Source organism: Sinimarinibacterium arenosum, from assembly GCF_005047655.1.
GTDB lineage: Bacteria > Pseudomonadota > Gammaproteobacteria > Nevskiales > Nevskiaceae > Solimonas.
Map to the genome: position 1 here is coordinate 112,898 of NZ_SUKF01000003.1, position 17,617 is coordinate 130,514.

General features: G+C 63.6%; 16 protein-coding genes and 1 pseudogene. 14 read left to right on the forward strand and 3 right to left on the reverse strand.

The features are described from left to right. Positions 1–173: 173 nt before the first annotated feature. Complete coding sequence (locus tag E4T66_RS06895) at positions 174–2,024, forward strand: DUF2298 domain-containing protein (RefSeq protein WP_136848185.1); 1,851 nt, start codon at positions 174–176, stop codon at positions 2,022–2,024. On the opposite strand, the gene E4T66_RS06900 is transcribed toward E4T66_RS06895, so the two are convergent. Beyond that, a complete protein-coding gene (locus E4T66_RS06900; RefSeq protein WP_136848186.1) occupies positions 1,982–3,001 on the reverse strand; it encodes a glycosyltransferase family 2 protein in 1,020 nt (339 codons plus the stop codon). The two genes, E4T66_RS06895 and E4T66_RS06900, sit on opposite strands and share 43 nt — an antisense overlap. Positions 3,002–3,080: 79 nt before the next feature. Next, positions 3,081–5,102: a DUF2298 domain-containing protein gene (locus tag E4T66_RS06905; protein ID WP_136848187.1), complete on the reverse strand. Its 2,022-nt coding sequence runs from the start codon at positions 5,100–5,102 to the stop codon at positions 3,081–3,083. A 318-nt stretch (positions 5,103–5,420) separates the two neighbouring features. On the opposite strand from E4T66_RS06905, the gene E4T66_RS06910 reads away from it, so the two are divergent. Then, entirely contained in the window at positions 5,421–5,708 is a 288-nt protein-coding gene (locus E4T66_RS06910) for a GIY-YIG nuclease family protein (protein WP_136848188.1), read from the forward strand. Positions 5,709–6,015: 307 nt separating this feature from the next. Here E4T66_RS06910 and E4T66_RS06915 read toward each other — a convergent pair whose 3' ends face one another. Further along, positions 6,016–6,807, reverse strand: a complete 792-nt coding sequence (locus E4T66_RS06915; protein ID WP_136848189.1) for an inositol monophosphatase family protein — start codon at positions 6,805–6,807, stop codon at positions 6,016–6,018. A 39-nt stretch (positions 6,808–6,846) separates the two neighbouring features. Here E4T66_RS06915 and E4T66_RS06920 point away from each other — a divergent pair, with 39 nt between their 5' ends. The 12 genes and pseudogenes from E4T66_RS06920 (at position 6,847) to hisS (ending at position 17,597) form a co-directional block, all read left to right on the forward strand. After that, entirely contained in the window at positions 6,847–7,638 is a 792-nt protein-coding gene (locus E4T66_RS06920) for an RNA methyltransferase (RefSeq protein ID WP_136848190.1), read from the forward strand. A 204-nt stretch (positions 7,639–7,842) separates the two neighbouring features. Then, positions 7,843–8,640 carry a serine O-acetyltransferase gene (cysE, locus tag E4T66_RS06925; protein WP_136848191.1) on the forward strand — a complete coding sequence of 266 codons (798 nt, stop codon included), beginning with the start codon at positions 7,843–7,845 and terminating at the stop codon, positions 8,638–8,640. A gap of 5 nt (positions 8,641–8,645) precedes the next feature. Next, the gene (locus E4T66_RS06930) at positions 8,646–9,776 is read left to right on the forward strand and encodes a cysteine desulfurase family protein (protein WP_136848192.1); all 1,131 of its coding nucleotides are present in this window, start codon (positions 8,646–8,648) and stop codon (positions 9,774–9,776) included. Next, positions 9,773–10,927 (forward strand): annotated as a pseudogene (locus tag E4T66_RS06935) (cysteine desulfurase family protein); the annotation flags it as partial. The gene E4T66_RS06930 and the pseudogene E4T66_RS06935, both read left to right, overlap by 4 nt. Positions 10,928–10,987: 60 nt before the next feature. Continuing rightward, complete coding sequence (locus E4T66_RS21810; RefSeq protein ID WP_301331390.1) at positions 10,988–11,362, forward strand: iron-sulfur cluster assembly scaffold protein; 375 nt, start codon at positions 10,988–10,990, stop codon at positions 11,360–11,362. Then, positions 11,359–11,682 carry a HesB/IscA family protein gene (locus tag E4T66_RS06940; RefSeq protein ID WP_136848194.1) on the forward strand — a complete coding sequence of 108 codons (324 nt, stop codon included), beginning with the start codon at positions 11,359–11,361 and terminating at the stop codon, positions 11,680–11,682. Before E4T66_RS21810 ends, E4T66_RS06940 begins: the two co-directional genes overlap by 4 nt. Before the next feature lie 139 nt (positions 11,683–11,821). Continuing rightward, the gene (gene ndk / locus E4T66_RS06945; RefSeq protein ID WP_136848195.1) at positions 11,822–12,253 is read left to right on the forward strand and encodes a nucleoside-diphosphate kinase; all 432 of its coding nucleotides are present in this window, start codon (positions 11,822–11,824) and stop codon (positions 12,251–12,253) included. 26 nt (positions 12,254–12,279) lie between these two features. After that, positions 12,280–13,443 carry a dual-specificity RNA methyltransferase RlmN gene (rlmN, locus tag E4T66_RS06950; RefSeq protein ID WP_136848196.1) on the forward strand — a complete coding sequence of 388 codons (1,164 nt, stop codon included), beginning with the start codon at positions 12,280–12,282 and terminating at the stop codon, positions 13,441–13,443. Continuing rightward, positions 13,440–14,186, forward strand: a complete 747-nt coding sequence (gene pilW, locus E4T66_RS06955; RefSeq protein WP_136848197.1) for a type IV pilus biogenesis/stability protein PilW — start codon at positions 13,440–13,442, stop codon at positions 14,184–14,186. Before rlmN ends, pilW begins: the two co-directional genes overlap by 4 nt. Further along, a complete protein-coding gene (locus E4T66_RS06960) occupies positions 14,186–15,127 on the forward strand; it encodes a helix-turn-helix domain-containing protein (protein WP_136848198.1) in 942 nt (313 codons plus the stop codon). Before pilW ends, E4T66_RS06960 begins: the two co-directional genes overlap by 1 nt. Before the next feature lie 22 nt (positions 15,128–15,149). After that, a complete protein-coding gene (gene ispG, locus E4T66_RS06965; RefSeq protein ID WP_136848672.1) occupies positions 15,150–16,301 on the forward strand; it encodes a flavodoxin-dependent (E)-4-hydroxy-3-methylbut-2-enyl-diphosphate synthase in 1,152 nt (383 codons plus the stop codon). Then, entirely contained in the window at positions 16,302–17,597 is a 1,296-nt protein-coding gene (gene hisS, locus E4T66_RS06970) for a histidine--tRNA ligase (protein ID WP_136848199.1), read from the forward strand. Positions 17,598–17,617: the final 20 nt, after the last annotated feature.

Consider the following 17,617-nt stretch of genomic DNA (forward strand, 5'->3'; position numbering starts at 1 on the left):
TGGTCGAGTAGAACCCGCAAGAGTGAGTATCGAGACCGGCGTTGCGGTTTGGCGCCGTCCGTGAGGGGTTGCGCGACGTTTCGATACGCGCTCGCGGTGCTGCTCGATGCGAGCGGGTGGGTGGGGCTGGTAGGGGATGTTCTGGTGTGCCTGCTGACTGACTCGGATCTCCGATGATCGCCTGGGTTTCGCTGGTCTTGCTGTTCCTGCTGCCGACGATTGATCTCGGCTTGCGCCTGCTCGGGTTCTCGGCACTGGGCGCGCTGGCGGCAGACGGTATGTTCTTTCTGGGGTTGGTCTTCGGACTGCCGCGGATGCTGCATTGGTCGCACACGCCGTGGCGCCGTTTGTTGCTGTGGGCGCTGGCGTCGCTGAGTGTGGCGATGGCCTGGTTTGCTCTGCGGGTATCCAGCTTCGAGTTCTCTCCCTTCGGTGAGAACATTTACGACCTGCACTACATCGCCAGCCTGCTGAGCGCGTCGACGTTGCCGGCGCAGGAGTTGTGGACGCCCGGCATTGCGCTGAATCACTACTACTATCTGGGTTTCTACATCGTCGCGTTCTACGGGCGTCTGTTGTGCCTGGATGCCGGTCAGGCCTACGCGATGTTTCTGGTGCTGGTACCGGTAGTCGTGTTTGCCAATTTCTGGGCGGTGATTCCGGGCGGGATGCTTGCCAGGACGCTGACGGCTTTGACGGCGACGTTTCCGTCGACGGGATTGTCGGCACTGATTTCCTTGCGTCTGGTGACGGTGCCGGAGCATTTGCGGGCGATGGCGCATGTCCGTCTGACCGAGTGGAGCGATCTGGCTGCGTCGGGCGGGCCGGCGGCGTGGGCCATCGATGGCCGCGCCTATCCGATCGAAGGATTGACGCATCTGCTCGGCTGGCTGGGCGATTTGCACCCTCCTGTCTTCGGGCTGCTGCTGTTGTCGCTGGTTCTGTGTGCGATCTATGTGGACAGAGCCGGGGATACGACCCGCGCTGGTGCGATGGCCGCCGGGCTCGCGGTGCCGCTTTCATTTGCCATCAATCCCTGGACGCTGCCGTGCTTCGCGGCGGTGGCGGTTTATGCCGCCCTGAATCGGCGCCAGCTGCGTGATGTTTTTGCGCTGGGGCTCGCGGCGCTGTTCGGTGCCGCGGCGTTGTGGCCGATGCTGGATCATCTGGACCTGCCAACCGCAACGGTGCAGCTGCGCTGGCTCGCGGCTGAGCATCGTTCGTCGCTGCCGATCTTTCTGACGATCTGGGGGCCGCTGATCGCGGTCAGCGTCTGGCTGGCCGTGGGTGGCGGACGCTGGGTGTTGCCGGCATTGTTTGCGGCGATGGTCGTTGGTCTGGAAGTGGTGTTGCTCGACGACCCCTATGCCGACCGCTATGAGCGCTTCAACGGCGTGCTCAAGGTGGCGAGTTTCGCGCTGGCCGGATGGACTGCGGCCGTCATGCTGGAGGCTGCGCATACCGGCCGTCGTGCCTTGCTGATCTTGATCATGCTGCCGCTACTGGCGTTGTCGTTGATGCAGCTGGTCGATGTGTTACGTCCGCGGGTGCAGGGGTCATGGGCCGAACGTAACTGGACCGTGCAGACCCAGCGCATGCTGCCCGGGGATGATCTGCGTGCGCTTTATGCTTCGCTGCGCGAGCAGTGTCCGGGGCTCACGCTCGAGCGGATGAATGCGCAGGCCTACACGCGCAATCCGGTGGTGTCGACCGCGCTGGCCTGGCCCACGCTGAGCGGATGGCCATCGCATCTGGCGCAGATCGGCGCACTGAGCGATGCAGCGGGTCAACGTCAGCGCCAGGCACAGGCCTGGTTCGAGACCGCGGATCCGCAGGCGCTGCACACGGAGCAGATCGGGTATGTGCTGATTGACCGCTCGCTGAACTGGGACCTGGCGGAGATCACGCGCCGCGCTGCGGCGCTGGCGCCCGACTATCAATTCAAGCGGGTTGAGGTCGCCGGTGAGGGTCCGGTTGTCGGCTACTTTGTATCGACCGGAGCCTGTGCTTCCCGCGAGCGCTGAGGCGGATCGTTCTTGATCTGCGCGTGGGTTCCGGCGATCCCCTCGATCAGATACAACGGTCGCTGCTTGGCTTCGCCGTAGATGCGTCCGACGTACTCGCCGATGATGCCGATGCACAGCAGCTGCACCCCGCCTAGAAACAGGATGCTGGCGATCAGCGTCGGGAATCCGGCTACCGGGTCGCCGTACAGCGCGGTGCGAATGACGACGGCGATGCCGTAGGCGAACGCCAGTAACGACACCAGCAGCCCCAGGTAAGTCGCAATGCGCAGCGGCATCGTCGAGAACGAGGTGATGCCATCGATGGCGTGATTCAGCAGCTTCAGAAAGTCGAACTTGGACGTGCCGCTGTAGCGCGGGTCGCGCTCGTAGGACACCTTGCTGGTCGGAAAGCCGATCCAGGCAAAGATGCCTTTCATGAAGCGATTGCTTTCGCGCAGACGCGCCAGTGCTGCGATTGCGCGGCGTGACATCAGGCGATAGTCGCCGGTATCTGTCGGCAGGTCGAAGCCCGGATTGAGGATGCCCATCAGCCGGTAGAACAAGTGCGAGAAGAACTGCTTGTGCCAGGATTCACCGTGGCGACTGGTGCGGTGGGCGAGCACCACGTCGTAGCCGTCGCCGGCGCGACGCAGCATCTCGGGAATCAGCTCGGGCGGATCCTGCAGGTCGGCATCGATGATGACGGTCCAGTCGGCATCGGCGTAGTCGATGCCTGCGGTCATCGCGGCCTCTTTGCCGAAGTTGCGCGAGAAGCGGATTGCACTGACGCGGGCGTCACGCGCAGCGATCTCCTGCAGGATGGCGAAGCTGCGATCGCGACTGCCGTCATCCACGAAAATTGCGTGGAAGCGGAAACCCGTCGACGCCTGCATGACGGCTTCCAGTCGACGCCAGAACTCCGGCAGCACCTCGGCCTCGTTGTATACCGGCACAACGATGGCGACGCTGGCTTGATCAGATCCGGATTTCAACATGCTGAGTCATCGGTCGAATGAGGCGTTGACCGGAGCGGTGACATCCCGGCGTTGAATTCCGGCATGAGGGCGATGAATCTCATGGCGCCGGCAGCCGAGTCCAGACGCCGACCGGGCATTGACCGTACCAGCCGTTGATGCGGAAGCGGTATTGGCGGCGGATCTGATCATTGAGTTCCCATGCGCCCTTGTCGCCGTAGGTCCGGCAATCGCGGGCCAGCCACAGGATGTATTCGATCTTTTGCGAGGTTAGCCATTCCAGCGCATCCGGCAGCTGACGCTTGTACAGCTTGCCGGTCTGGTCAACGCGGCTGGCGACTTCACCGAGACCGCCGCGCCAGGTGTATTCGTGGTCCGGCCAGCCCAGGTAGGACGGTTTGTTGCCGAACAGCGTCAGCACGCCGGTGTCGGTGTAGGCGTTGCCGGCGATCGATTCCAGTGCGATGCCGGGTGGCGCGCTTTGCAGGTACTGCACGATCTCGCGCTGCGCCTGATCGCGCGTGTACAGGTACATGCCGTTGAGCTGCCCCGCTTCCGCGGGCTGGAAGCTGAGCCAATGGCGTGCATACCAGTAGCTGCTGGTCAGCGTCGGCGCCAGCAGGACGGCAACCAATGCCAGCGTGAGTTTACGGCGGTCTGCCAGCAGCGCTGTGCCCAGGCCGAACATCGACACCGACCAGATCCAGCCCCACCACTTCAGGACGCTGTTGGTGCGCTCGTACTGATTGATCGACAGGTCGTTGATATAGGCCAGTTCGGAGAAGGCCAGCAACAGGAGGGTGTTGAGCGCCAGGAATACTCCCAGCGAACGGCGCGGGAGCAGAACCAGCGCGAGGATGGCCAGGCCGACAATCGGCCACCACTGCAGCAGCCAGGGCACCAGCGGGCTGTGCAGCTTGCCCGAGACCCACAGCATTGGCGTCGCGAGTTGACGCGACGCCAGCCCCATCAGGATCGGCAGCGAGACCACCAGTGCAGCGGCGCCGCCAATTGCGACGTGGGTGATCAGCGTCGGGCCGGGGAGGGGCGGTGGCGGCATATCACTGCTGCGTCCGATGCCGCGCAGCAGATTCCACCCGCACCAGAATGCGACCGTGAGTGCGGCCAGCGGAAAGATCCAGGTGTTGGCGGAGATGCAGATGACCGGCAGTGCGCCCAGCGCTAGGGCAAGGCGTTTGCGCAGTGTTGGCGATGTGGCTGTGGATTCGAAGGCGAACATTGCGGCGATCAGGGCGAAGCCGATCAGCAGCCCCAGCAAAGTCGGATGAAAATCGCCGAGATAGAACTGATACGCGAACGGTTCCAGCGGCAACTCGGGCGGAATCGGCGCGTTGGCGGCAGGCGCCTGAGTCTGCAGTCCGGTGCCACCACCTCCGCTGAAGCGTGCATCGGCCGTGACGGCGCGAAGCGTGATCTGACCTGCGTCGATATGCGGGTGGCTGGTGATCTTGACCGCGATGTACGGCGCGGCGCCGCTGCCGCCGAGGATCAACGCAGCCGTGATCAGCGCGGCCCGCGCGCGTCCGCCGCTCTGCGTCCGTGCGACATGCCAGATCAGATAGGCCGCAGCGCCCATCAAGATCACTGCACCCAGGTTGTAGGCGTAGCCGGGCGAAAACTTCAGCACGCGCACCAGCAGGCCGGCCCAGTAGTACTGCAACGGGTAGTAGAAATCGAAAGCGAACGGTGGCAGCCAGCGATCGATGCCGGGCAGGCGGCCGCTGTCGATGAAATGGGTGATGAAGAACAGGTCGGTGACGCGCTCGGACGTCGGGCTGATGCTGGGGAAGGCCCAGCGCCAGGCCAGCGGATACAGGAAAAAGGCTGCGGCCACGAGTACTGCGCCGGGCCGCAGCGTGCTGGCGTACGCGGTCTTCAGTAGCCAGACGCTGTAACCGCCGAGCGCTATCGCGGCGGCGAACAGCAGCGGTTGCGGAATCGCGATGTAGTGCTCGAGCCCCAGGCCCAGCATTGCGGCGAAGATCGCCAGCAGCACGGCGCCCAGCACGCGGTCGCCGAATACACGCTCGCCCCAGTGGCATGCAGCCACCACTGCCACGCCGGCTGCGAGCAGTATCGAGATCAGAAACAGTGTGGCCATAGAGGGTTCGTATGCGCCCCGGATGCGGCGCCGCGATGTTGGAGTTGGAAACGGCCTGCGCCGCTACCCTACACAGGCCGATTTATCGCGTAAAGGGAGCGACGGCGCAGCGTGCCTGCAGAGGTGCACGTCGATACCGTGCCTTGCAGCCTTGCCAGTTCGGCGCTCTGCCGCCCCGTCAGCGTGGCGTCTCGATACGTCCCGCTGGGACTACTCGACGTGAACGGGAGTGTTTTTGGGGAGATCACCTTCGCGCCCCCGTTCGGGTCGAGGGGGCCACAATGGCTATATCGGGACCGCGCACTGCGGGTGAAGTAGATGGCATTCTGGACTTACATGCTGCGCTGTCGTGACGACAGCTACTACGTAGGACATACCGACGACCTTGATCGCCGCATCGGGGAACATCAAAGCGGAGCGATTCCCGGGTACACCTGCATGCGCCGTCCGCTGGTGCTGATGTGGTCGCAGGACTTTGCCAGCCGCGAGGAAGCGCTATCCGCCGAACTGCAGATCAAGCGCTGGAGTCGCGCCAAGAAAGAGGCATTGATCCAGGGTGACTGGAAGGCTTTGAGCCAAGCAGCGCGGAAGCCGACGCGACGGTGATGGTCCAACAGAGCGCTTTGATTGCGCTGACTCAAGTCCTGCGGCCACTCAATGCGAACAGCAGGTTCCCGGGGATCCGCCCCTAACACCGCCCGTTCGGGTCGAGTAGCGCCTGCCAAGGCGTGTATCGAGACCGTGCGCCAGTCCCGAACCCTCAGCCACTCACTGATGCGCTGTGTCTCGATACGCCCCTACGGGGCTACTCGACGTGAACGGTTGTGCGTTTTGGGGATCACATCCAGCGCCACCCATTCGGGTCGAGTAGCGCCTGCCAGGGCGTGTATCGAGGCCGCGCAACCTCAGCGGCTCAGGCGTCAGCGGCGGGCCGGCGCTGCGGGAAAAGGTTTTCCAGGTCGGCCATCAGCTTGGTGGTGCTTGCGACGATGTTGCCGGTTGCCAGCACATCGTCGCCGCCGTCGAGTTCACGCACGACGCCGCCCGCTTCCTGCACCAGCACGATGCCTGCGGCGATGTCCCAGGGGTTCAGGTTGAGTTCCCAGAACCCGTCGAGCCGGCCGGCAGCAACGTAGGCCAGATCCAATGCAGCCGCGCCAGCGCGACGAACGCCGGCGGTGTTGGCGGCGACATTGCGCATCATCGGCATATAGCGGTCGAGATGTTCTTCACGCAGCGGCACGCCCGTACCAATCAGCGCGGAGCCAATTTCCTTGCAGCCGCTGACGCGAAGCTTGCGGTTGTTCAGCGTGGCGCCATCGCCGCGGCTGGCGCAGTACAGGTCCTGCGTGCAGGGCGCGTAGATCACGCCATGTTCCAGGCGTCCGCGAACCTGGATGCCGATCGATACCGCGAAGTGCGGCAGCCGGTGCAGGAAATTGGTGGTGCCATCGAGCGGGTCGATGATCCAGACCACGTCATTCTTGCCGTGCTCACCGGACTCTTCAGCCAGGATCGCATGGTCGGGGTAGTTCTTGTGAATCGTGCGGATGATCTCGGCTTCGGCGCCGCGATCGACCATGGACACGAAATCATTGCGGCTCTTGCGCTCGACCTGCAGCTGATCCGCGCGGTCGTAGTGGCGCATGATGAAGTTGCCGGCTGAGCGCGCAGCCATGACGGCGATATTGACCAGCGGTTGCATGAGAAAAAGAGCCTGGAGGAAGCGAATAGAATACCACGCATGGCCTCCCAAACTCTTCCCGAAACGCCGGTCGATCCCCTGGCGCGCATCCGCGTGGTTCTGGTTTCAACGCAGCACCCGGGCAATATTGGCGCCGCGGCACGTGCGATGCTGACCATGGGGCTGACCGATCTGGTACTGGTCAGCCCCGATCGTTACCCCCATCCGCAGGCGCGGGCGTCCGCTGCGCACGCCTCGCCGGTGCTGGACCGGGCGCGAGTGGTTGCGAGTCTCGACGAGGCGGTCGCGGACTGCGGCTGGGTTGTCGGATTGTCGGCGCGCCAGCGCACGCTCGGGGACGAACCGATGAAGCCCTGGGAATCCGCGGCCCGCGCGCTGTCGATCGTGCCGCAGGCTCCCGTGGCTTTTGTCTTCGGCTGTGAGCGCACTGGCTTGACCAATGAGCAGATCGATCGCTGTCACGCGACCACACTGATTCCGGCCAATCCCGGCTATACCTCGCTGAATCTGGCGCAGGCAGTCCAGGTGATCGCGTACGAGCTGCGGCGCACGGTTCAGCCGGACGTGCCGGCCGTTTCCAGCAAGCGCGATCACCCCTGGTACGCGCCGCCCGCCGCCGAGGAGATGGAGCGGTTCTACGAGCATCTGCAGCGGGTGCTGCTGGCCACCGGCTTCATTGATCCGACCAATCCGCGGCAGTTGATGCGCCGGCTGCGGACTTTCTTCAATCGCTCCGCGCCGGATCGCAACGAGCTGGGCATCTTGCGCGGCATCCTGACTTCGGTCGAAAAGCCGAAGCAGCGGCGGATTCCGTTTACGGACGCGGAGTAGCGACGGCGTGTGCTGAGGGCTTGGTGCCCGGTTTCGATACGCCGACGCGGCCAGCTGCTCGACCCAAGCGTGTGGTGCTGGACAACGCGGCAAGCCGCACGCGTTATGGGCTAGCGTGAATGTCATCATCAAGCTGGCGCCCGAATCCGGACCGCAACGGTCTACAATGCGCATCCCGTAGCCATCAGGTCGATCGAGCAGCCCATGTTCGCCCGCATTCGAGAGGACATCGCCAGCGTTTTCGAGCGCGATCCCGCCGCGCGCAACACCTGGGAAGTGCTGACCTGTTATCCGGGCCTGCATGCGATCTGGGCGCACCTGATCAGCCACTGGCTCTGGACCCACGGCCTGCGCTGGTTGGCGCGGCTGAATTCGAATCTTGCGCGCCTGATTACCGGGATCGAAATCCATCCGGGCGCGCGCATCGGCCGGCGTTTCTTCATCGATCACGGCATGGGCGTGGTGATCGGCGAGACCGCCGAGATCGGCGACGACGTGACCTTGTATCAGGGCGTCACCTTGGGTGGCACCAGCTGGAACAAGGGCAAGCGTCATCCGACGCTCGGCAACGGTGTCGTGGTCGGCGCCGGTGCCAAGGTCCTCGGTCCGTTCACCGTCGGTGACAATGCACGCATCGGTTCCAATGCCGTGGTGGTCAAGGAAGTGCCGCCGGGTGCGACCGCGATCGGCATCCCGGGGCGCATCGTGCGCGAGCAGGCGCCGTCGGAGCATGTGCAGAATCTGGCGCAGCGCTACGGCTTCGATGCGTATGGCCTGTCCAAGGACATGCCCGACCCGGTCGCGAACGCGTTTTCGGCGATGGTGGAGCACATCCACAAGCTCGATGAACGCGTGGGACAGCTGTGCAAGGCAATGCATCAGCTCGATGCGCGCATGCCGGAGAATGGGTTGCCGGAACTGGATGTGCCGGCGGAGTTCGGTGGCGAGCCGGATGCGCCCGTGGCCAAGGGCTCTGAAGAGCACTGCGAAGACGGGAAGTAGGTTTCGTGCCGGTCTATTTCGACCACAACGCCACCACGCGGCTGGATCCGCGCGTGCTTGAGGCGATGATGCCGTACCTGACCGGGCCTTACGCCAACCCCTCGTCGCTGCATCGATTTGGCCGTTCCGCACGCGATGCGATCGAGCGCGCGCGCCAGCAACTGGCGGATCTGGTCGGCTGTCAGCCGCAGCAGGTCACATGGACTTCGGGCGGCACCGAAGCCAACAACCTTGCACTCAAGGGGGTCGCCGACGCGCAGCCGGGCGGACGTGTGCTGTACGGCGCGACCGAGCACCCCGCCGTGATGGAGGCGGCTGAGTCGCTGCGTTCGCGTGGACGCGCGGTCGAGGCAATTGCTGTGGATCATCAGGGCTTGTTGGACTGGCCCGCGTTCGCTGCCCAGCTGGCGTCGTCGCCGGTGCGACTGGTTGCATTGATGCGGGCCAACAACGAAACCGGCGTGATCCAGGATGTCACGCGTGCTGCACAGATGGCGCATGAAGCGGGTGCGCTGATGCATGTCGATGCGGTGCAGGCTGCCGGCAAGATTCCGCTGGATTTCTCTGCGCTCGGCGCCGATCTGATGAGCCTTTCGAGCCACAAGCTGTATGGGCCCAAGGGCATCGGCGCGCTGGTCAAGCGCGCGGAAGTGGACCTGAGCCCGCTGCATCACGGCGGTGCGCAGGAGCGTGGTCTACGTGGCGGTACCGAGAATGTTGCTGCGATCGTTGGTTTCGGCGCTGCCGCGGCCCTGGCCGTGAGCGAACTGGCCATGCGCGCTGAGTGCGCCAGCCAGTTGCGTGACCGGCTGGAACGGGCGGTGCAGCAGCTTCCGGGTGCGACGATCTTCGGCGCTGGCGTCGAGCGCCTGCCGAATACGCTGCAATTCGGGCTGGCCGGATACGAGGGCGAGGCGCTGCTGATGCAGCTGGATCGGCGCGGCTTTGGCGTGTCCAGCGGATCGGCCTGCGCCAGCGGCAAGGGCGAGCCCAGCCACGTGTTGCTGGCGATGGGCTATCCGCGTGATGTCGCCTATAGCGCGATTCGGGTCAGCCTCGGGCGTGACAACACTGTGGATGACATTGATCGCTTTGTTGCGGTGTTGCGCGAGCTGGTGGCGGCAGGGAAATCATGATCTACCTCGACCATGCTGCGACGACGCCGCTGGATGCACAGGTCCGGGCGGCGATGCTGCCCTGGCTGGATGATGTCGATGGCTACGGCAACCCGGCGTCGGACCATCGGCTGGGGCGGCGCGCGCGGGCTGCGGTCGAGTCGGCGCGAGCGCAAGTGGCCGCGCTGATCGGGGCCGAAGCCGGTGAGATCGTGTGGACTTCCGGAGCGACCGAGGCCAACAACCTGGCGCTCAAAGGGGCGCTGGAGTTCCGCGGTCTGAAAGGCGCCCATGTCGTCAGCAGTCGCATCGAGCACAAGGCTGTGCTGGATACCTGCCGCTATCTCGAAACGCAGGGCACGCGCGTCACCTACCTGACGCCGGACGCGGACGGCCGGATCGCGGTCGAGCAGGTCATGTCGGCATTGCAGCCGGACACTGCGCTGGTGTCGTTGATGTGGGTGAACAACGAGACCGGCGTCATCAATCCGGTCGTTGAGCTGGCGCCGCTGCTGCGTGCCCGTGGTGTGCTGTTTCATGTCGATGCGGTGCAGGCGGCCGGCAAGCTGGCGATCGATCTGTCGCAGGTGCCGATTGACCTGCTGTCGCTGTCGGCGCACAAGCTGTATGGCCCCAAGGGTGTTGGCGCGCTGTTCGTGCGCAAGCGTCCGCGCGCACGGCTGGCGCCGCAGATTCACGGTGGCGGCCACGAGCAGGGCATGCGTTCGGGCACTCTGGCGACGCATCAGATCGTCGGCATGGGCGCGGCATTCGCGCTCGCGCAGTCGCAGGTGGACGCCGAGGCGGCGCGTCAGCACCGTTTGCGTGAACGATTGTGGCAGCGGCTGCAGCGGCTTGCGCAGATTCATCGAAATGGGGATGCAGCTCATTGCGCGCCGCACATCCTCAACGTCAGTTTCGAGGGGGTGGAAGGCGAGGCGCTGCGCGCGAGCCTGCCGGAGCTTGCCGTCTCCAGCGGGTCGGCGTGTTCGTCGGCGACGCGCGAGCCCTCTTATGTCCTGCGGGCACTGGGTCGCGATGACGAACTGGCCGGTGCATCGCTGCGCCTGTCGCTGGGACGTTCGACATCGGCGGAACAGGTCGATTGTGCGGCCGACCAGATCATTGCAGCGGTCCATCGGTTGCGCGCTTTGTCGCCGACGTGGGGTGGCTCAAGTGTCGCGACGGACGTTGAAACGACAACCGCGTTTGCTGGCGACGACAATGTTTATATGTATCCGGCGCCGGTGTGGGCTGCCTTCGGCGCCGTGCGGCACGCCGGGACCTTGCCTGCAGCCGACAACGTTGTCTGCAGCCAGGTCGGAAGCCCGGCTGCCCGCGCGCAACTGGAGCTGAGTGCGCGCTGTACTCCGGAAGGTGTGGTTGAGGCGGCGCGATTCCGCGCCTACGGCTGTCCGACGTCGATTGCGGTGGGGGAATGGCTTGCCGGTCGGATCGAAGGCTGCAGCACTGCCGTTGCCATCCCGCCAACCGCCGCCGATATCCGTGCCGCGCTTGAAATCGGTGAGGACAAGGCCCATTGTGCGCTGATGGGCGAGGACGTCCTCCGCGCCCTGTTTGACCAGATCCATAGAATTCGCAGATGAGTATTCAACTGACCGAAAACGCCGCTCGCAGGATTCGTGACCAGCTCAACCAGCGTGGTCACGGTCTCGGTCTGCGTGTGGGTGTCAAGAAGTCCGGCTGTTCCGGCTTCGCCTATACACTCGACTATGCCGACACTCTGGGTGCCAACGACGCGGTGTTCGAGCAACACGGCGCGACTGTGGTTGTGGCGCAGGATGATCTTGGAGTGCTCGACGGCATGACCCTGGATTTCCAGAAGCAGGGTCTGAATGAGGCATTCAAGTTCATGAATCCACAGGCAAAGGCGTATTGCGGCTGCGGCGAGAGCTTCACCGTCTAGGGCTCGCGGCAACCCCCGGGCCGCCGTGGCGCTTCATTGCCGCGTTGCAGCAGAACCGGCTATAATTTACTGATTTCATTGGGCCTAGCGGGAAACCCGCCGGGCCTCACTTTTCTTTTGCTTTTGAAGGAGTTCCGCTGTGTCGGTCGAACGTACGCTGTCCATTCTCAAGCCGGATGCTGTTGCCAAGAACGCGATCGGTGAAATCATCGCTCGCCTCGAAAAGGCCGGCCTGAAGGTTGTTGCCGCACGCATGAAGCATCTGAGCAAGGCTGAGGCCGAAGGCTTCTACGCGGTGCATAAGGAGCGTCCGTTCTTCGGCGATCTGGTCAGCTTCATGATCAGCGGTCCGGTGCTGGTGATGGCGCTGGAAGGCGAGAACGCCGTGGCCAAGTATCGCGACGTCATGGGTGCGACCGATCCGAAGAAGGCGGCGCCGGGCACGATTCGCGCTGACTTCGCCGAGTCGATCGACGAGAACGCATGCCATGGTTCGGACAGCCTGGAGAATGCTGCGATCGAAATCGCGTACTTCTTCAGCACCACCGAGCTGTGCCCGCGGACGCGCTGAGCGCCACGGACTTCTTGATCGGGCACATGAGCACGGATTCCGTCACTCAGACCAGCAGCCAGGACGTCAACGACGTCCTGGCTGCTGCGCGTCGCCCGGCCAAACGCGTCAACCTGTTCGGACTCGATCGGCAGCAGCTGCGGGCACGTTTTGCCGAGCTCGGTGAAAAGCCGTATCGGGCCGATCAGGTGATGCAATGGATCTATCGTCGGGGCAAGGATTCCTTCGACGATATGACCAATCTGTCGAAAGACCTGCGCACGCGGATGATCGAGCATTTCGAGATTCGCACGCCGGAGCTGGTTACCGAGCAGGTCTCCAAGGACGGTACCCGCAAGTGGGTGCTGCGGCTCGATGGCGGCAATGCGATCGAGACGGTCTATATTCCTGAAGAATCGCGCGCGACGCTGTGCATTTCGTCGCAGGTCGGCTGTGCGATGGATTGTTCGTTCTGCTCGACTGCGCAGCAGGGCCTGAACCGCAACATGACCACGGCCGAGATCATCGCCCAGGTCTGGTTTGCGGCGCGCACGCTGGGGGGCGATTTCCAGAACGAGCGCGTGATTTCCAACGTGGTATTCATGGGTATGGGCGAGCCGCTGGCGAATTACAACGCCGTGCTGCCCGCGATCCGTATTCTGCTGGACGACTTCGGTTTTGGCCTGTCGAAGCGTCGCGTCACCGTCTCGACCTCGGGTCTGGTGCCGTTCATCGATCGACTCAGCGATGACGTTGACACCGCATTGGCCGTGTCGCTGCATGCGCCCAACGATGCGCTGCGCAATGAGCTGGTTCCGGTCAATCGCAAGTATCCGGTGGCCGAGCTGATCGAGGCCTGCCGGCGCTACACCGAAGGCAAGGACCGCAAGGCCCATATCGTTTACGAATACGTGATGCTGGATGGCGTCAACGACAAGCCGGAGCACGCGCGCCAGCTGGCGAAGCTGCTGGGCGGCATGGCGGCCAAGGTCAATCTGATTCCATTTAACCCATTCCCGAATTCCGGCTACGAGCGTTCGAAGCCTGAAGCCATTCAGGCCTTTGCCGAGATCCTGCGTGCGAAACGCATCCTGACGACGACGCGCAAGACGCGCGGAGACGACATTGATGCGGCTTGCGGGCAGCTCGTCGGCAAAGTGCAGTCCAAACAGAAGAACCGTCTGCGCGGCATTCCGGTGGTGGCACGATGAGACGAATGGGGCTGCTGGTCGTTGCCGCACTGACCGTTGCGCTGGGCGTGGCCGGATGTACCTCCGCGGCCAAGCGGGCCGAGAACGAATCCGAGGCGCGCTCCGTCGCCGAGCAGGGCATTGCCTATGCCCAGCGCGGCGAATATGACCAGGCATTGACCAAGCTCAAGCGTGCTCTGTGGCTCGACAGCACGCTGACACCGGCCCATGCCGGGATTGCGCTGGTCTATTCCAACACCGGCAAGCCCGACAAGGCGGAGAAGCACTACCGCAAGGCGCTCAGCCTGAGCCCGGCAGACCCGGTGCTGAAGAATAATTTCGGCGTGTTCATGTGTGGGCAGGGCCGCGTTGAAGACGGCGAGCAATTGCTGGTGGAGGCAGCCAACGACAAGCGCTATCCGACTCCGGCGGCAGCTTGGACCAACGCGGGCACCTGCGTGAAGGCCAAAGACCTGGAGAAGGCTGAGCAGTATCTGCGCAAGGCGCTGCAGATCGATCCCGACAACCGCGAAGCCCTCGCGCAGATGGCACTGGTCAGTTACTCGCGCAAGGATTATCTGAGAGCCCGTGCCTTCCTGCAGCGCTACGGCGTTGAGGAAGCCCCGACGGCCGAACTGCTGGACATCGCCGTGCGCAGCGAGCGCGAGCTGGGTGATCTTGATGCATCACGACGCTACGAGCGTCTGCTGAAATTGAAGTTTCCTGAATTTTCCGAACCCGTATCTTCTTCGCAGAGCCAGTGATGAGTACCGAATTCCCGGCAGTCCCCGCCTTGACCGAACCTGCTGATGGCGTCGGCACCGCATCGGACGCTCTGGAGACCACTCCTGGCACGCGCATCCGGAATGCGCGTGAACGCGCCAAGATGTCGCTGGACGATCTGGCGATGCAGACCAAATTGGCCAAGCCGACGCTGGATGCGCTTGAGCGCGACGACTACAACGCGTTGCTCGAACCGGTTTACGTACGCGGCTACTATCGCAAGTGTGCAAAGGTGCTGGGGATCGACGAAGAGCCGTTGATCCGAGCGTATTCGGCGCGCGTGGTCGAGAAGTCGCCGGTTGCACCATCCAAACTGCGTCTGGCGTCCGGAACCGAGTTGGGCTCCAGCAGTCGTCTGCCGGTGGCGATGGCCGTGCTGGCTGCCGTTGTTGCGGTGGTTGCGTGCGCCTTTCTGTGGCTGGCTCGCGACGAGACCAAAACCTATCCCACCGCTCCGATGACGTCCGACGCGATGGGGGTCAATACCTCCGATCTGACGACGCAGTCCGTGCCGGCAGACTCGGTTGAAGTGGTTGGCGCCGATACGTCGAGCGGCGCAGCGGACGCCACGACGCCTATTGAGAGTGCGGCCTCAACGGCCGACGGCGCGGAAGTTGCGCCGGCTTCGCCCGCAGCGGAACCCGCAGCGGCGTCGACGACATCGGCCAGCTCCGAGCCGGGAACCTTGTCGCTGACATTCAGCGAATCCTCGTGGGTTCGGGTTGATGATGCCGCGGGCAAGACCTTGCTCAACGGCACCAAGCAGGCTGGTGAACAGATCAATATCAATGGCGCATTGCCGCTGAACGTGTTCCTTGGGAATGCCCCGGGTGTGCGCGTTGAATACGAAGGCCGCGTGTTTGATACCGGCGCGTTTACCCGTAGCAACAAGACTGCGCGTTTCGGCGTGCCGCAGTCGTAACGCGGCGGGGCAAATCATGGCGATGACCAGCCACCATCAGATCACACGTCGGGTTTCGCGTGCGATTCGCGTCGGACGGGTGACCGTCGGCGGCAGCGCTCCGGTGGCGGTACAGACCATGACCAACACCGACACCGAAAACGTCGATGCCACCGTGGCGCAGATTCAGGCGGCGGTGAAGGCGGGTGCCGACATCGTGCGCGTCTCGGTGCCGACCGTGAAGGCGGCGGAAGCCTTTGGCCAGATCAAGCAGCGGGTCGGCTACGTGCCGCTGGTTGCGGACATCCACTTCAACTACAAGTGCGGTATCGCTGCGGCTGAAGCAGGCGCCGACTGCCTGCGCATCAACCCCGGGAATATCGGTAGCGATCGCAAGGTGGCGGAAGTGATTGCCTGTGCCAAGCATCACGGCATTCCGATCCGCATCGGCGTTAACGCAGGCAGTCTCGAGGCTGATCTGCAGGAAAAATACGGCGAGCCGAACGCCGATGCGCTGGTCGAATCGGCGTTGCGCCACATTGAAATCCTGAAGCGTCACAACTTCGAGGACTTCAAGGTTTCGCTGAAGGCCAGCGAAGTGTTCATGACGGTATTCGCTTACCGCAAACTGGCGACGTTGATCGATCAGCCGCTGCATCTGGGTATCACCGAAGCGGGCGGACTGCGTGCCGGTAGCGTCAAATCGGCCATCGGCATGGGCATGATGCTGGCCGATGGCATTGGCGACACCATCCGCGTGTCGCTGGCAGCTGATCCGATCGAAGAGGTCAAGGTCGGCTGGGACATCCTGAAGTCACTGCATCTGCGGTCGCGCGGGATCAATCTGGTGGCGTGTCCGTCGTGTTCGCGTCAGAACTTCGACGTGATCAAGGCAGTGGCCGAGCTTGAAAGCCGTTTCGACGACATCGATCAGCCGCTGGATCTGGCGGTGATCGGATGTGTCGTCAATGGTCCGGGCGAGGCTCGAGAAGCCGCGATCGGCGTCGCCGGGGGCTATCCGAATTCAATCTTTGTCGACGGTAAGATCCAGCACAAAGTGCACAACGACCAGCTGGTCGACGTGCTCGAGCGGCTGGTACGCACCAAGCTTGCCGAGCGCAAGGCTGCGGCAGCTGCCAATGCCGAGGCGGGTGCCGTGGATGAGGCGACAACGAACCCCATTCCAACTGCATAAATGGCCAATCTGTTTCAATCAGTTCGCGGCTTCAACGATGTTCTGCCGCCGGATACTGCAATCTGGCAGCACCTGCATCGGGTCGCCAACGAGACCTTTGCCGCCTACGGGTACGGCGAGATCCGGCTGCCGTTGCTCGAACATACCGCGCTGTTCTCGCGTTCGATCGGCGAAGTCACCGATATCGTCGAGAAGGAGATGTTCACGTTCCTGGATCGCGAAGGCGACAGCCTGACGCTGCGTCCTGAGGGAACCGCCTGTTGTGTGCGCGCAGGGCTTGAACATGGCTTGCTGCACAATCAGCAGCAGCGGCTGTGGTACGCCGGGCCGATGTTTCGCCATGAGCGTCCGCAGGCCGGGCGCTACCGCCAGTTTCATCAGCTCGGTGCCGAGGCTTATGGCATGGTCGGGCCGGATATCGACCTGGAAGTCATCGCACTGTCGGCGCGGCTGCTGGCGCGTCTCGGCTTGCGCGATCTGACTCTGGAGCTGAATTCGCTGGGTTCGTCCGAGGCGCGTGCGGCGTATCGCAGCGCGCTCATCGATTTCCTGCAGCGTCACGAAAGCTCACTGGATGCGGACTCCAAACGGCGCATGCACAGCAATCCCTTGCGCGTGCTGGACTCCAAGTCGCCGCAGACTCAGGAGATCCTGCGTGATGCGCCGAAACTGATTGATGCTCTGGACCTTGAATCGCGTCTGCATTTCGAGCAGCTGCAGCAGGGCCTGAGTGATCTGGGCCTGCCGTTCCGCCTGAATTCGCGGCTGGTGCGCGGGCTGGACTATTACGGTCGTACCGTGTTCGAGTGGACTACAACGGCGCTGGGTGCTCAGGGCACCGTCTGCGCCGGCGGCCGCTATGACGGTCTGGTCACGCAGCTGGGTGGCAGTGCCACTCCGGCAGTGGGCTGGGCCTGCGGAATCGAACGACTGATCCTGCTGATGAAGGCGCAGGGCGTTGCGGTGCCGGATACCGCTCCGCATGTGTATTTGTGCTGGCTGGGCGATGCTGCGCAGCGTGAGGCGGCGCGCCTGGGCGAGCAGCTGCGCGATGCGCACCCCGGATTGCGCCTGGTCGTCAACGCCGGTGGTGGCAAGCTGGCCGCACAACTCAAGCGTGCCGACCGCAGCGGCGCGCGTGTTGCGCTGATTCTGGGGGATACGGAAATCGCGGCACGCACCATTCAAGTAAAATCGCTGCGAGACACCGATACCTCACCCGCATCGATCCCAGAACAGCAAATCCTGCCGTGGTCGGAACTGTCCGGCTATGTTGCGGGTCTGTTCGACGCATGATTCCAATACCAAGAGCGATC